The 13,087-nt window shown below is 70.2% G+C and carries 12 protein-coding genes, 3 tRNA genes and 1 pseudogene; 10 read left to right on the plus strand and 6 right to left on the minus strand.

The genetic code is table 11. The features are described 5' to 3' along the window. Positions 1-50 precede the first annotated feature (50 nt). Positions 51-2,027, minus strand: coding sequence for a M3 family metallopeptidase (locus AB0N02_RS40055; protein WP_363958236.1), 1,977 nt, complete (start codon positions 2,025-2,027; stop codon positions 51-53). Positions 2,028-2,223: 196 nt separating this feature from the next. On the opposite strand from AB0N02_RS40055, the gene AB0N02_RS40060 reads away from it, so the two are divergent. From AB0N02_RS40060 to AB0N02_RS40080, 5 genes and pseudogenes are all read left to right on the plus strand, one after another. Next, positions 2,224-2,295, plus strand: a tRNA-Gln gene (locus AB0N02_RS40060). Between the two features lie 61 nt (positions 2,296-2,356). Further along, a tRNA-Glu gene (locus AB0N02_RS40065) sits at positions 2,357-2,432 on the plus strand. Positions 2,433-2,447: 15 nt separating this feature from the next. Beyond that, positions 2,448-2,520 (plus strand) — tRNA-Glu (locus tag AB0N02_RS40070). Positions 2,521-2,674: 154 nt separating this feature from the next. Beyond that, positions 2,675-2,857, plus strand: a pseudogene (locus AB0N02_RS40075) (TlpA family protein disulfide reductase); the annotation flags it as partial. Next, on the plus strand, positions 2,854-3,711 hold the full coding sequence (locus AB0N02_RS40080; protein ID WP_363958239.1) for an SGNH/GDSL hydrolase family protein: 858 nt from the start codon (positions 2,854-2,856) through the stop codon (positions 3,709-3,711). The pseudogene AB0N02_RS40075 and the gene AB0N02_RS40080, both read left to right, overlap by 4 nt. Before the next feature lie 183 nt (positions 3,712-3,894). On the opposite strand, the gene AB0N02_RS40085 is transcribed toward AB0N02_RS40080, so the two are convergent. Beyond that, positions 3,895-5,637 carry a hypothetical protein gene (locus AB0N02_RS40085; RefSeq protein ID WP_363958242.1) on the minus strand — a complete coding sequence of 581 codons (1,743 nt, stop codon included), beginning with the start codon at positions 5,635-5,637 and terminating at the stop codon, positions 3,895-3,897. A gap of 51 nt (positions 5,638-5,688) precedes the next feature. Continuing rightward, positions 5,689-6,405 carry an IclR family transcriptional regulator gene (locus AB0N02_RS40090; RefSeq protein WP_363958245.1) on the minus strand — a complete coding sequence of 239 codons (717 nt, stop codon included), beginning with the start codon at positions 6,403-6,405 and terminating at the stop codon, positions 5,689-5,691. 70 nt (positions 6,406-6,475) lie between these two features. On the opposite strand from AB0N02_RS40090, the gene leuC reads away from it, so the two are divergent. The 4 genes from leuC to AB0N02_RS40110 all read left to right on the plus strand — a co-directional run bounded on the left by leuC (position 6,476) and on the right by AB0N02_RS40110 (position 9,131). Next, the gene (leuC, locus tag AB0N02_RS40095) at positions 6,476-7,855 is read left to right on the plus strand and encodes a 3-isopropylmalate dehydratase large subunit (protein ID WP_363958248.1); all 1,380 of its coding nucleotides are present in this window, start codon (positions 6,476-6,478) and stop codon (positions 7,853-7,855) included. Positions 7,856-7,867: 12 nt separating this feature from the next. Beyond that, the gene (leuD, locus tag AB0N02_RS40100; RefSeq protein ID WP_363958251.1) at positions 7,868-8,455 is read left to right on the plus strand and encodes a 3-isopropylmalate dehydratase small subunit; all 588 of its coding nucleotides are present in this window, start codon (positions 7,868-7,870) and stop codon (positions 8,453-8,455) included. Continuing rightward, a complete protein-coding gene (locus tag AB0N02_RS40105; RefSeq protein WP_363958254.1) occupies positions 8,434-8,688 on the plus strand; it encodes a hypothetical protein in 255 nt (84 codons plus the stop codon). Before leuD ends, AB0N02_RS40105 begins: the two co-directional genes overlap by 22 nt. Before the next feature lie 143 nt (positions 8,689-8,831). Continuing rightward, positions 8,832-9,131: an HU family DNA-binding protein gene (locus AB0N02_RS40110; protein WP_363958257.1), complete on the plus strand. Its 300-nt coding sequence runs from the start codon at positions 8,832-8,834 to the stop codon at positions 9,129-9,131. A 227-nt stretch (positions 9,132-9,358) separates the two neighbouring features. On the opposite strand, the gene AB0N02_RS40115 is transcribed toward AB0N02_RS40110, so the two are convergent. Together AB0N02_RS40115 and AB0N02_RS40120 are read right to left on the minus strand one after the other, a co-directional pair. Then, positions 9,359-9,559, minus strand: coding sequence for a hypothetical protein (locus tag AB0N02_RS40115; RefSeq protein ID WP_363958260.1), 201 nt, complete (start codon positions 9,557-9,559; stop codon positions 9,359-9,361). 36 nt (positions 9,560-9,595) lie between these two features. Further along, positions 9,596-10,549 (minus strand): TetR/AcrR family transcriptional regulator, encoded by a 954-nt coding sequence (locus AB0N02_RS40120; RefSeq protein WP_363958263.1) that lies wholly within the window; start codon positions 10,547-10,549, stop codon positions 9,596-9,598. 213 nt (positions 10,550-10,762) lie between these two features. Between AB0N02_RS40120 and AB0N02_RS40125 the strand changes: the two genes are divergently transcribed. Continuing rightward, positions 10,763-12,217, plus strand: a complete 1,455-nt coding sequence (locus AB0N02_RS40125; RefSeq protein WP_363958266.1) for a DHA2 family efflux MFS transporter permease subunit — start codon at positions 10,763-10,765, stop codon at positions 12,215-12,217. Between the two features lie 116 nt (positions 12,218-12,333). On the opposite strand, the gene cofC is transcribed toward AB0N02_RS40125, so the two are convergent. After that, the gene (gene cofC / locus AB0N02_RS40130; protein ID WP_363958269.1) at positions 12,334-13,029 is read right to left on the minus strand and encodes a 2-phospho-L-lactate guanylyltransferase; all 696 of its coding nucleotides are present in this window, start codon (positions 13,027-13,029) and stop codon (positions 12,334-12,336) included. Positions 13,030-13,087 lie beyond the last annotated feature (58 nt).

Consider the following 13,087-nt stretch of genomic DNA (forward strand, 5'->3'; position numbering starts at 1 on the left):
CCCGGCCCGCGACGCGTGAACGTCGCGGGCCGGACGCGTTTCACGGACGATCAGTCCAGACCGCGACGCTCCAGCAGCGGCTCGATGCGCGGAGCGCGCCCCCTGAAGTCGCGGAAGGCGTCCATCACGTCCATGGAGCCGCCGACCGACAGCAGGGTCGACCGGAAGTGGTCGCCGTTCTCGCGCCTGAGGCCGTCGTTCTCCTTGAACCATTCGACGCTCTCGGCGTCCAGTACCTCACTCCAGATGTAGGAGTAGTAGCCGGCGCTGTAGCCGCCGACGCCGCCGGAGAAGATGTGCGCGAAGTAGTTGGTCCGGTAACGCGGGCGGACCAGCTCGAAGGCGATTCCCGCGCGCTCCAGGGCCTCCGCCTCGAACGCCTGGGCGTCCTCGACGGTCTGTCCCGGGGCCAGGCGGTGCCAGGCCCAGTCGAGCAGCGCCGCCGCGAGATACTCCACGGTCGCGAAGCCCTGGTTGAACTTCTCCGCCGCCTTCATCTTCTCCAGCAGTTCCGCGGGCACCGGTTCGCCGGTCTCGTGGTGCCTGGCGAAGTTGGCGAGCACGGAGGGCCAGGTGGCCCACATCTCGTTGACCTGGGAGGGGTACTCCACGAAGTCCCTCGGCACCTCGGTGCCGGAGACCCGGGGGAAGCGCACGTCGGAGAACAGGCCGTGCAGGGCGTGGCCGAACTCGTGGAAGGCGGTGGTGACCTCGTCGAAGGTCAGCAGCGTCGGGCCCTGGGAGGGCTTGGTGATGTTGAGGTTGTTCATCACCACGGGCAGGTCGCCGAACAGGTGCGACTGGTCCACGAGGTTGTTCATCCACGCGCCGCCGCGCTTGGTCGGCCGCGCGTAGGGGTCGAACAGGAACAGGCCGAGCGGTGAGCCGTCCGCCTCGAACACCTCGAAGACCCGCACGTCCGGGTGGTAGCCGACCAGGTCCTCCCGCTCGGTGAAGGTGATCCCGTACAGCTCGCCGGCCGCGTGGAAGACGCCGTCGCGCAGCACCCGGTTCAGTTCGAAGTAGGGGCGCAGTTCGGCGCCGTCGAAGTCGTAGCGCGACTTGCGGACCTTCTCCGCGTAGAACGACCAGTCCCACGGCTCGATGGAGAAGCCCGCCTCCTCGGCCAGCGCCTCGGCCTCGCGCCTGGCGTTGGCCACCGCCGGGCCCACCAGCTTGCCGAGCATCTCCTCCACGGCCTCGGTGGTCTTGGCTGTCTGGTCCGCGACGGAGTAGGCGGCGTGGTCGGGGTAGCCGAGCAGGGCGGCCCGCTCGGCGCGGAGCGTCGCCAGCCTGACGGCCAGGTCGAAGTTCTCCGGCGCCCGGTTGACCGAGAGCTCGTAGAGCCTCTTGCGGGTCCGCCTGTCGGTCAGCTCGGCCAGGGCGGGCTGGTTGGTGAAGTTGAGCAGCGGCAGGACGTAGCGGCCGTCCTGCTCGATCGCCCTGAGCGCGCTCTCGGACAGCCCGTCGAGGTCACCGGCGTGCTCGACGACCAGCGCGGAGTCGGTCGAGGCCCTCAGCAGGTTCTGGGAGAAGGAGGTGGCGACCCTGGTCAGCTCCTCGTTCAGCTCCCTGAGCCGCCGCTGCTCGGTCTCGGTCAGGTCGGCGCCCGCCCTGACGAAGTCCACGCGGTACTTCTCCAGCAGCCACGCCTCCTCGGGGTTCTCGGTCGAGACCTGCTTGATCCGTTCGTAGAGCGCGCGGTTCAGCCGGATCGCGTCGCTGTGCTTGGTGAGCTTGGGGTAGATCTCGCTCTCGATCTCCCGGATGCGGTCGGTCGCGTCCGAGGCCGCGACGCTGGAGAAGACCGTCGTCGTCCGGTTCAGGATCTGGCCCGAGCGTTCCAGAGCCTCGACGGTGTTCGCGAACGTCGCCGGAGCGGGATCCGAGGCGATCGCCTCCACCTCCCGCAGTTGTTCGGCCATGCCGCGCTCGAAGGCGGGCAGATAGTGCTCATCCCGGATCTGCGCGAAGTCCGGCAGCTTGTAGGGCAGTGTGCTGGGGGCGAAGAAGGGGTTCTCGGCCAAGGCGCGGGCTCCTCACGTGGGGTCGGATCTCCTTCAGCAGCGTCGCACAGCGGCCCCCGGACCCCCATGGGACACCCCTGGGACGTCCGCGGAGAGCTGCCGGGATCGGGGGGTCGCCAATCGTTTTGGCCTTGACCCCCAACCTGGGCTATTCTTTCGGAGTCGCCAGCGAGCCCCGCAAGGGGGTCAAGCGCGGTGGGGTATGGTGTAATTGGCAACACGACTGATTCTGGTTCAGTTATTCTAGGTTCGAGTCCTGGTACCCCAGCTACATCTCCTTCTGGAGATGTCGCAGATTCCGCTTCATCGGAATCTGACGACAGTGTCATGGTCCCGTCGTCTAGTGGCCTAGGACGCCGCCCTCTCAAGGCGGTAACGCCGGTTCGAATCCGGTCGGGACTACCACTGTCATCTTTGCAAGGCTCCGTCGTCTAGTGGCCTAGGACGCCGCCCTCTCAAGGCGGTAGCGCCGGTTCGAATCCGGTCGGGGCTACCTGGTGAACCCCTCGGAAGCATTGGCTTCCGGGGGTTTTCTGTATTTCCGCCGAGAACTCCGTTCCGGGAATACCCCTCCATGGGATGGCGTTGCTCGCCAACAGTTGGTGAGTGCTGCTATCCAACAGGGGTTGACGATGATCACTTTGCCGGCGGCCGGGCCGGCCCCGCGCGACCTCGCCGTTCGCCGGGGCCTCATGCCGCTCAACGGCGTCGACCCGTTCGGCGACGAGTACTTCGGGTTCCGCGAGGAGTTCGGGTTCCGCGAGGAGCTGGAGACGGCCGGTGTCGCGATCTACCGGTCCCTGCCCGACCGGCAGGAGGATCCCCGATGAGCGATCTCCCGGTACGGCTCGCCCACCCCCTCACCCTCCTCCTGGCGCCGGTGCTGGCCGTTCAGGGACTCCGGGTCCGTCGCGGGACACCCCGGCTGCCCGAGGCCGCCGGAGCGCGCGCAGGGACGGCCTCAGCCCCGGGAACGGCCCGGGGGGCGGCCCAGGGGACGGAGGCACTCCCGGGAACGGCCCAGGGAACGGCCCGGGGAACAGCCCGGGGGGCGGCCCAGGGAACGGAGACGGTCTCGGGAGCCGGGGCGGGCGAGCCGCTCAGGGTGGCCGTGCTCGGCGAGTCCACCGCGGCCGGGGTGGGCGTCACGACCCACGAGGAGGGGCTGGCGGGCTGCCTGGCGCGGGCGCTGGCCGTACGGGCCGCCAGGCCGGTGAGCTGGCAGGTGGCGGCCAGGAGCGGGATCAACACCCGCGCCACCACCGCCGAGCTGGTCCCGCTGCTGGAATCCGCGGACGCGGTGGTGGCCGTGCTCGGGGTCAACGAGCTGCTGGAACTCAACTGGCCGTCCCGGTTCGGCCGTCAACTGCGCGAGCTGGTCGGGACCGTGCGCGGGCGGATCCCCGGCGTTCCGATCGTGGTGACCGGAATGCCGCCGGTGAGCCGGTTCCCCGCCCTTCCGCAGCCGCTCAGGGCGGTCATGGGCCTGCGCGCGCGAGCGTTGGACCGGGTGATGCGGGAGACGGCGGCCGACGTCGCGGGTGTCACGTACGCGGCCGTGGACGTCCCCGCCGAGCCGGCGGGCTTTTTCGCCCGGGACGGCTTCCATCCCTCCGCGAGGGGATACGAGGTCTGGGCCGGGGGACTGGCCGAGGTGCTGTCGGACGTCCTGACCCACCGCTAGCGCGGGGATCACTCACCTTCACTGTGTGGGTACGCGCGGAGGTGTGTGTCGTCCCGGCGGCCGTGGGTGCGGTCAGGGTGATCGCGAGCACGGCGGCCGGGACGACCGCAGGCGTGGCGGGGCGACGACCGGGAGCGCGGTGAGAGCGTGGGGTCACCGCGCCGGTCGGGTGTGGTCGCCGCGTCAGTTGTGGGTCGAGCGGGCCTTGAACAGGGCGCGCCTGGCCGCCTTGCCCACCTGCTTGTCCGGGTGGGCCTTGCCGATCGCCTCCAGAAGCTCCTCCAGATGCGGGTGCGGCACCTTCCAGATCACGTCGAGCAGGTTGACGAGGTTCGGCACGTTGCCGATGTCGTCCAGGCTGCTGACGAACTCCGGCCTGCCGAGACCGGCCGAGATGGTCAGCATGTCGAGGATCAGCCAGTGGGTGTCGGCCTGGGTGGGCGGGGGAGCGTCCTCGATGCCGAGCTGGGCCAGGTGCGTGGCCGCGTAGGGCCGCAGGGACGGCTCGTCGAGGGCGTCCTGCCACGCGGGCACGGCGACCTCGCCGAGCGAGCCGACCATGCTGGCCGCCTGGACCCGGACCAGGGCGTCCGCGTCGTCCTCGGCCGCCGCCTCCAGCAGCTCCTTGGCGGCCTGGTGGGGCGCGCGCAGCTCCATCCAGGCGGCGAACTCGGCGTCCACCTCCTCCTCGGGCAGCTCCGCGCTGAAGGAGAGCAGGTCCAGAGCCGTCATCGCGTCGATGGCGGGGCGGGCGTCCAGCTCGATGTCGGCCTCGTCGGCCAGGTGGACCACGCCTTCCATGCCGAGCGGCGTCAGCCGTACCTGGTCGTGCTCGACCTCGACCATGCCGTAGCCCGCGAGCCAGTCGAGCACGGGCGTGAGCGGGTCGCCGTACTGCCCGGCGGCCTCGGCCCAGGCCTCGGCGCCCTGCTCGTCGTACTCGGCGACGGCCTCCGCCAGCTCGGTGCGGAGGTCGGTCAGCGACTTGGAGCCGGTGGCCAGCAGGATCCTGACCAGCAGCGCCCGGGTCAGCCCGGACAGGGCGATCGTGGCGTCCTCGTCGTCGAGCTCGGGGTCGCCGTAGTCGATCGAGTGCAGACCGGCCAGCCAGGCGTCCAGGACGTCGTCGTCCTCCTCGAAGGGCCACTCGGCGGTGTCGGCGTCGGCGCTGACGGTGTCCTCGCCCTCGGGCTGCAGGAAGTCGAGGTCGATCGCGAGGTTCCAGATGTTCCAGAGCGCCGGAACGGAGTCGGCCAGCGGCTTGTCGCCCCTGTCGGGGGCGGGGAGTCCCAGCGCCGCCAGGGCCTCGGTGATCTCGGCGTCGGTGAGCAGGGTCGTCTCACCCACCCGGCGCTCCGAGCCGACCCACATCGCGAGGTCGCGGGCCTTGGTGATCAACCTGACGTCCCTGGCGGCCGCGGCCAGCTCGGCGTCCGGGCGGAGCCGGATCGTCGGGAGTTCCGAAAGCTCGTCCGCGAACGGCTCGAAGTCCCCCAGCCCGTCGGCCTCCTCCTCGTCCTCGTCGTCCTCGTATTCGTCCTGCTCGGCGACCAGGTCCTCCATCACGTCGACGAAGTCGTCCTCGAGGCGATCCAACTCCGTCAGCAGGTCCTTGAGGGAGGCGGAGCCCTTGGACAACCTGCCGGTCTCCGACAGGAATGTCAGATAGGCGCGGATCGCGGGCACCATGCTGTCGGCGGCGGCGTCCGGATCCTCGACGACCTGGGGCATCCGGTCGAGCAGCACGGTGCGCAGATCGGCCTGCCTCCACCGGCCGACATCGGTGGAGGCGATCAGCCGGTGCCACAGTGCGACGGAGCCGACCAGATTGGAATCGCTGCCGGGCGCGTTCTCCCGCGCCCAGAGGATGAAGTTTTGGAGCAGGGGACGCAGTTCAGCGGCGGCTGCCTCGATGCGATCTGTCACCTACCCAGCCTAGGGGGCCGCAAGGGTGCTCGCCTCCTCATATCGCGCGGCTCAGTTGGCCCGTCGCATCGCCTCGGTGATCCGTTCGGCGGCGGTGACCACCGGAGCGGCGTGCAGCCGTCCGGGTGTGCGGGTCAGGCGCTCGATCGGGCCCGAGACCGAGACGGCGGCGACGACCTTGCCGGCCGCGCCCCTGATCGGCGCCGAGACGCTGGCCACCCCCTGCTCGCGCTCGCCGACGCTGTGCGCCCAGCCCCTGCGGCGGACGCTGGCCAGGGTCGCGGCGGTGAACTTCGCCCCGCGCAGCCCCCGGTGGAGGCGGTCGGGCTCCTCCCAGGCCAGCAGGATCTGCGCCGCGGATCCGGCGAGCATCGGCAGCGCCGAGCCGACCGGAACGGTGTCGCGCAGCCCGCTGGCGCGCTCGGCCGCCGCGACGCACACGCGTTCGTCGCCCTGGCGCCGGTACAGTTGGGCGCTTTCGCCGGTCAGGTCCCGCAGATGGGTCAGCACCGGGAGCGCGACGGCCAGGAGCCTGTCCTCGCCCGCTGCCGTGGACAGCTCGGACAACCGGGGGCCGAGGACGAATCGTCCCTGTGTGTCGCGGGAAACGATGCGGTGGTGCTCCAGCGCGACGGCGAGCCGGTGGGCCGTGGGCCGTGCCAGGCCGGTGGCCTGGACGAGCTGCGCGAGGGACGCCGGACCCGCTTCAAGGGCGTTGAGCACGAGAACGGCCTTGTCGAGTACGCCGACTCCGCTAGAGTTGTCCATACACCGATACTGCCGTCTCGACATATGAGAAAGCAAGTGGGGTGCGGAATAGCGATCGCAAGGAGGCGACATGGGCCGCACGCTGGCGGAGAAGGTCTGGGAGCAGCACGTTGTACGACGTGCGGAGGGAGAACCCGACCTGCTCTATATCGACCTGCACCTCATCCACGAGGTGACCAGCCCGCAGGCGTTCGACGGCCTGCGCATGGCGGGGCGTCCCATCCGGCGGCCCGACCTCACGATCGCCACCGAGGACCACAACGTCCCGACGGTGCTCGGCCCGATCACCGACGTGGTCTCGCGCACCCAGGTCGAGACGCTGCGCAAGAACTGCGCGGAGTTCGGCGTCCGGCTGCACCCGATGGGCGACGCGGGCCAGGGCGTCGTGCACATCATCGGCCCGCAGTTCGGCCTGACCCAGCCGGGCATGACGATCGTCTGTGGTGATTCTCACACTTCGACCCACGGCGCGTTCGGCGGCATCGCCTTCGGTATCGGCACCTCCGAGGTCGAGCACGTGCTGGCCACCCAGACGCTGCCCGCCTACCGTCCCAAGACGATGGCGATCGAGGTCTCCGGCGAGCTGCCCGTCGGGGTCACCGCCAAGGACCTGATCCTGGCGATCATCGCCAAGATCGGTACCGGTGGCGGCCAGGGCTACATCGTCGAGTACCGCGGCGAGGCCATCCGCAAGCTCTCCATGGAGGGCCGGATGACCGTCTGCAACATGTCGATCGAGGCGGGCGCCAGGGCGGGCATGATCGCCCCGGACGAGACCACCTTCGCGTACCTGGAGGGGCGCCCGCACGCCCCGACCGGCGACAAGTGGGACGCCGCGGTCGAGTACTGGAAGTCCCTGGTGACCGACGAGGACGCCGTCTTCGACACGGTCGTGGAGATCGACGCCTCCACGCTGACGCCGTTCGTCACCTGGGGGACCAACCCGGGTCAGGGCGCTCCCCTGGGCAGCGCGGTGCCGGATCCGCGGGACACCGCCGACCCGGCCGCCGCCGGCCGCGCCCTGGAGTACATGGGCCTGACCGCGGGCACCCCGCTTCGCGAGATCGAGGTCGACACGGTCTTCGTCGGCTCCTGCACCAACGGGCGCCTGGAGGACCTGCGGGCCGCGGCCGAGGTGCTGCGCGGCCGCAAGGTCGTCACCCGCACGCTGATCGTCCCCGGCTCGATGCTGGTCAAGCTCCAGGCCGAGCAGGAGGGGCTGCACGAGGTGTTCAAGGCCGCCGGCGCCGAGTGGCGCGAGGCCGGCTGCTCGATGTGCCTGGGCATGAACCCCGACACCCTCGCCCCCGGCGAGCGCAGCGCGTCGACGTCCAACCGCAACTTCGAGGGGCGCCAAGGCAAGGGCGGCCGTACCCACCTGGTCTCCCCGCAGGTCGCCGCAGCGACCGCCGTCACCGGCAAACTGACCGCGCCCGCCGACCTGGCCTAGGAGATCTCACCGATGGAAGCCTTCACCGTTCACACCGGCCGGGCCGTGCCGCTGCGCCGCAGCAACGTCGACACCGACCAGATCATCCCCGCCGTCTGGCTCAAGCAGGTCAGCCGGACCGGATTCGAGAAGGGCCTGTTCTCCGCCTGGCGCGAGGACCCCGGCTTCGTCCTGAACGACCCCGCCTACGAGGGCGCCTCGATCCTCGTCGCCGGACCCGACTTCGGCACCGGCTCCTCGCGCGAGCACGCGGTCTGGGCCCTGCAGCAGTACGGCTTCCGCGTCGTGATCGCGGCGCGCTTCGCCGACATTTTTCGTAATAATTCCACCAAGATGGGACTGCTCCCGGTGGTCCTTCCGGCGGCCACGGTCGAGGCTCTGCAGGACGCGGCCGAGGCCGACCCGACCCTGGAGGTCACGGTCGATCTGCGGGAGCGGCAGGTCCGCTGGGCGGGTGAGAGCGCCGCGTTCGAGATCGACGACTACACCCGCTGGCGGCTGACGGAGGGGCTCGACGACATCGGCCTGACCCTCCGCAACGCCGACGACATCGGGGTATACGAGAATGGTCGGCAGCCATGGCTGCCGACGACCGTCTGACACGTTCAGAAGACGAGCTGGCGCGGCGGTTGCGCGATGCGCACCGCCGCGTCCGCGCTTTGACCGTTCCCCGGGAACAGCGGGAACGCCTCGCAAGACGCCTGCTGTCGATCTGTGACCTCGCCAAGCGTGATCTTCCACATGCAGCGGGGCGTCTTGATTTATTCCTTCTCGACCTTGATGCTCTGGTTTCAGATACGCCAAGTGCTGGAAACATTGCGGAAGGTGATTGAGTCATACGGCTCCGTCCCCTAATTTCAAGCGGGCAAGGGGTTTCTCGCTCTGTTGAGACCTCAGGCCGTGACAAACCGGGTGAGACGGGCTATCTGCCTCATGACCCACTCCCAGACATCGGTAAGCAGGGGGAGCAACCTTTATGAACAAGAAGGAACTCGTCGAGGCGATCGCGGATCGGGTCGGCGACAAGAAGACCGCGACCGAGGCGGTGAACGCGGTGCTCGACGCCATCCAGAAGGCCGTGGCCGGCGGGGACAAGGTCTCCATCACCGGCTTCGGCGCCTTCGAGATGGTGCACAAGCCCGCCCGCTCGGCCAGGAACCCTTCGACCGGCGCGGAGATCAAGGTCGCCGAGAGCTGGGGGCCCAAGTTCCGGCCCGGCTCGGACTTCAAGGAGCTCGTCAACGCGGAGGGAAAGAAGGCCGCGAAGAAAAAGTAGGACCGTGTTCGGGTGCCCGGGTTCCCAACGAGGGAGTCCGGGTGCCCGCCTGTCCGGGCGCGGGCCCGGCGTCGAGCAGGAGGCCACGGCCGGCCGCGGGGGGTTCAGGCCGTGGCCGGCCCGGGCGGGACGGGCCCGTCCGAGGACGGTCCGCCGGAGGGCGGAGCGGCGGAGGACGCGGGCGGCACGGGTGGCACGGGTGGCACGGTCGGGGGCAGCCGGGACGGCTAGGGCAGGGGGAACGTCGACAGCGTGACGTAGGTGATCCGGCCGCCGTCCACGACGACGTTCACCCGCTGGCCGGGCCGGAGCAGCCTCAGCGGCCCGGCGTCGAAGGCCGCGGCGTCGAACGGGATCTCGGTCCCGTCGTCGGAGTACACCGACCCCGACCGGGTCGCCGTGTCGAAGATCCGAACCGTCGCCTGCATCCGATCAGGGTAACCCGCCCCGGGGCCGGCCCGATGTCACGGCCGGGGCCGTGCCGGACCCGCCTTCCGGTGCTCCGGCGCGGCCGGGTTCGTCTCCCGGTGGTCCGGCGCGGCCGGGTTCGTCTCCCGGTGGTCCGGCGAGGCAGGGCCGTCGTCGGGTGAGGCCGGGTCGTCGCCGTCCGGGACGGCGGGGCCGGTGGAGGAGCCGGTAGGGAGGGCGGCGGAGGGACGCGGGGCCGTCGAGACGGCGGCGTCCTCGGCGAAGGAGGCCAGGCCCCGGATGATGATCTCGATGCCGAGGTCGAACCGCTCGTCGTTCGTCTTGTTCAGCATGGAGCCGGAGAGCGCGGTCAGGTGCGGGAAGCGCTCGGGCGGCAGGTTCTCGAAGTAGCGCTGGAGCGCCTCCCGGATCTCCTCCCAGGACTGCTCGCCCGACTTCTGGGTCCAGGCGTGGTCGCCGGACTCCTGGTGCCGGCTCTCCCAGATGCTCTCCTCCAGGGCGAACCCGTTGATGAAGGTGGAGATCACGTCTCCCGCCGCCCCGGCGAGACGGTCGGGAAGGCCGCCCGCGCGGAAGAGGCCGAGAAGCCGGTCGAGGTGGGGGAGCGCCTCGGGACTGAAGGGCATCCCGCTCATCGACACCCGGGCCATGTCGCGATGGCTGTGCATCTTGCCCCGTCCCTCGCGGGCGTAGTCCCTGACCTGTTCGCGCCAGCGCTCCGGATCGGGATCGGGCAGCTCCCACTCCTCGAACATGCGCAGATACATGAGTTCGAGGAGCTCGTCCTTGGAGCTGACGTGGGCGTAGAGGGCGGAGACCGCGACGCCGAGCTCGGCCGCGACCTGGCGCATGCTCAGCTTCTCGTAGCCGACGCGGTCGAGAACCGTGTAGGCCGCCTCGACGATCCGGTCCCGGGTGAGCGGGATCCGTGCGGGCCCGGGCCTCCGGCGCGCCCGTTCCCAGGGCAGTGCGGGCAGCTCGTCACTCATGAAATCAGTGTAACGCCATGGTGAACAGTGCTCAGGAGGGCGAACGTCGCTCATTTTCACGATATATCTTGTTCTCGAAGCAGATGCGACATATCTTAAGAACATCGCACTATCCGGCGAACAGTGTTCGTTGTAAGAACGACGCTCATGTATGGTGAACACCGTTCAGAGGAAGCGGGCATCGCCTCCCAGACCAGAACGAGGAGTCCCCCCATGACCACCGGCGTGACAGCCGCAGCCCAACCGGCGACCGAACCGGTCGCCTACCGCTGGCGTTGGGCAGCCCTTTTCGTGATCCTGCTCGGCGAGGTGATGGACCTCCTCGACGCCATGGTCACCAACATCGCGGGTCCCACCATCAGGGCCGAGCTCGGCGGCAGCGCCGCCACCATCCAGTGGCTCGGCGCCGCCTACACCCTCTCGATGGCCGTCGGCCTGATCACCGGCGGCAGGCTCGGCGACATCTTCGGGCGCAGGCGGATGTTCGTCATCGGCGCGGCGGGGTTCACCCTGGGATCGCTGCTGTGCGCGCTCGCCCAGTCGCCCGAACTGCTCGTCGGCGCGCGGGTCGTGCAGGGCCTGTTCGGCGCGATCATGCTGCCGCAGGGGCTCGGCATGATCAAGGAGATGTTCCCGCCGAAGGAGATGGGAGCCGCGTTCGGCCTGTTCGGGCCGGTCATGGGCCTGTCCTCGGTCGGCGGCCCGATCCTGGCCGGATGGCTGATCGACGCCGACTTCTTCGGCACCGGCTGGCGCATGATCTTCCTGATCAACCTGCCGCTCGGTCTGGCCGCGGTCCTCGCCGGACTGCGCTTCCTGCCGGAATCGCGCTCGCCGCACCCGCTCAAGCTGGACGTCCCCGGCGTGATCCTGGCCTCCGTCGCCGGTCTGCTGCTGGTCTTCCCGCTGGTCCAGGGCAGGGAGAACGACTGGCCCGCCTGGTCCTTCATCATGATCGCCGCCTCCGTCGCGGTCTTCGGCCTCTTCGGCTGGTTCGAGGCCCGCAAGAGCAGGGCGGGCGGCGACCCGCTGGTCGTCCCCAGCCTCTTCCGCAAGCGGGCCTTCACCGGCGGCCTGCTGACCGGCCTGGTCTTCTTCTCCGCCATGTCGGGCTTCGCGCTGGTGTTCAACCTCTACAGCCAGATCGGGCTCGGCTACTCCACGCTCCAGGCCGGTCTGGTGATGATCCCCTGGTCGCTGGGCATGGTCGCGGGCTTCGGCGTGGCCCAGACGGTGGCCAGGTTCGGCCGCAAGGTCCTGCAGGGCGGCATCCTCGTCATGGCGCTCGGCACGATCGGCGTCCAGGTGACGGTCACCGTGGCGGGCGCGGGCGTGACCGCCTGGCAGTTCGTCCCCGCGCTGGCGGTCACCGGGCTCGGCATGGGCCTGCTGATGGCGCCGTTCTTCGACATCATCCTGGCCGGGGTCGAGCAGCACGAGACCGGCTCCGCCTCCGGCACGATGACCGCGATCCAGCAGCTCGGCGGCGCCTTCGGCGTCGCGCTGCTCGGCACGGTCTTCTTCGACCAGGTGGTGGGCCCGCGGCCCGACTTCATCGGGGCGATGCAGGTGGTCCTGTGGATGGTGGCCGGAATGCTCCTGGTGACCTTCTGCACGACCTTCCTGCTGCCGAAGCAGGCGCGGGAGGGAGAGCACGCGGGCCACTGACCCCGTCGCGGAGTCCCGCTCGCGGGGGCTCGCCGCTCGGCCCGGGAACCCGGGACCCGAGCGGCGGACGCGGCGGAACGCGGCAGGTCAGGACCGATCAGGACTGATCAGGAAGATCAGGGCTGATCAGGAAGGCGAGGGGGTCCCCCGGCGGGGGACCCCCCGCTTATTTTCCCCACCGTCGCGACGGTGCGCGGGCCCACGCCGAGGGCGAGCGCCGTCCGCAGGTCGTCGGGGGTGTCCACGTCCCTGCGGATCGAGTCGACCCCGGCCAGGCAGAGCTCCTTCGCCCCGCGCCGCAGATGGCGCTCGCGCGACTGCCCGCCGAATCCCGGGGTGAACGGGACGCCGGGCCGTACCCCGTAGAAGGTCGTGCCGATCTCGGCGGCGTCGGGCAGGAACGCCTGGTCGAACTCGGCGGCGGCGGCCAGCACCAGGGCCAGCTCCGCCGGGCGCAGCGCGGGCAGGTCGGCCTGGAGCGCGCCCACGGCGTCCGCGGGCGCCAGCCGTACGGCCTCCCCGGCCCCGTGGCGCAGCGCCGCGTTCAGTCCCGCCTCGGGGTCGGCGACCACGTGCGCGCCCACGGCGGTGAGCGCGCCGGCGGCCACCGGATCACCCGTCACCACCACCACGCGGGCGACGCAGGCGCAGCTCAGCGCCGCTTCGACGGTGTCGCAGGCGATCGCGACGGCCAGTGCGGCCCGGTGCGGGCCCGCGGCCTGTGAGAGCCGGGTCTTGGCGGCGACCAATGTCTTGACCGGCACGACGAGGGTCCAGTCGGAACTCTGCGGAGCAGGCATAGCCTTAAGCATCTCGCCTCGACATCCCATGCGGCCAACCGGGACACTTGGGACGCGCCGCGCTCACATG

It is taken from the genome of Streptosporangium sp. NPDC051022, assembly GCF_040683035.1.
Classification (GTDB): Bacteria; Actinomycetota; Actinomycetes; order Streptosporangiales; family Streptosporangiaceae; genus Streptosporangium.

Bases quoted from the DNA above. Each gene is read 5' to 3' on its own strand.
- AB0N02_RS40120 (WP_363958263.1), bottom strand. From the start codon at position 10,549: ATGAGTGACGAGCTGCCCGCACTGCCCTGGGAACGGGCGCGCCGGAGG.
- AB0N02_RS40090 (WP_363958245.1), bottom strand. From the start codon at position 6,405: ATGGACAACTCTAGCGGAGTCGGCGTACTCGACAAGGCCGTTCTCGTG.
- leuC (WP_363958248.1), top strand. From the start codon at position 6,476: ATGGGCCGCACGCTGGCGGAGAAGGTCTGGGAGCAGCACGTTGTACGA.
- leuD (WP_363958251.1), top strand. From the start codon at position 7,868: ATGGAAGCCTTCACCGTTCACACCGGCCGGGCCGTGCCGCTGCGCCGC.
- AB0N02_RS40105 (WP_363958254.1), top strand. From the start codon at position 8,434: ATGGCTGCCGACGACCGTCTGACACGTTCAGAAGACGAGCTGGCGCGG.
- AB0N02_RS40080 (WP_363958239.1), top strand. From the start codon at position 2,854: ATGAGCGATCTCCCGGTACGGCTCGCCCACCCCCTCACCCTCCTCCTG.
- AB0N02_RS40125 (WP_363958266.1), top strand. From the start codon at position 10,763: ATGACCACCGGCGTGACAGCCGCAGCCCAACCGGCGACCGAACCGGTC.
- cofC (WP_363958269.1), bottom strand. From the start codon at position 13,029: ATGCTTAAGGCTATGCCTGCTCCGCAGAGTTCCGACTGGACCCTCGTC.
- AB0N02_RS40115 (WP_363958260.1), bottom strand. From the start codon at position 9,559: ATGCAGGCGACGGTTCGGATCTTCGACACGGCGACCCGGTCGGGGTCG.
- AB0N02_RS40110 (WP_363958257.1), top strand. From the start codon at position 8,832: ATGAACAAGAAGGAACTCGTCGAGGCGATCGCGGATCGGGTCGGCGAC.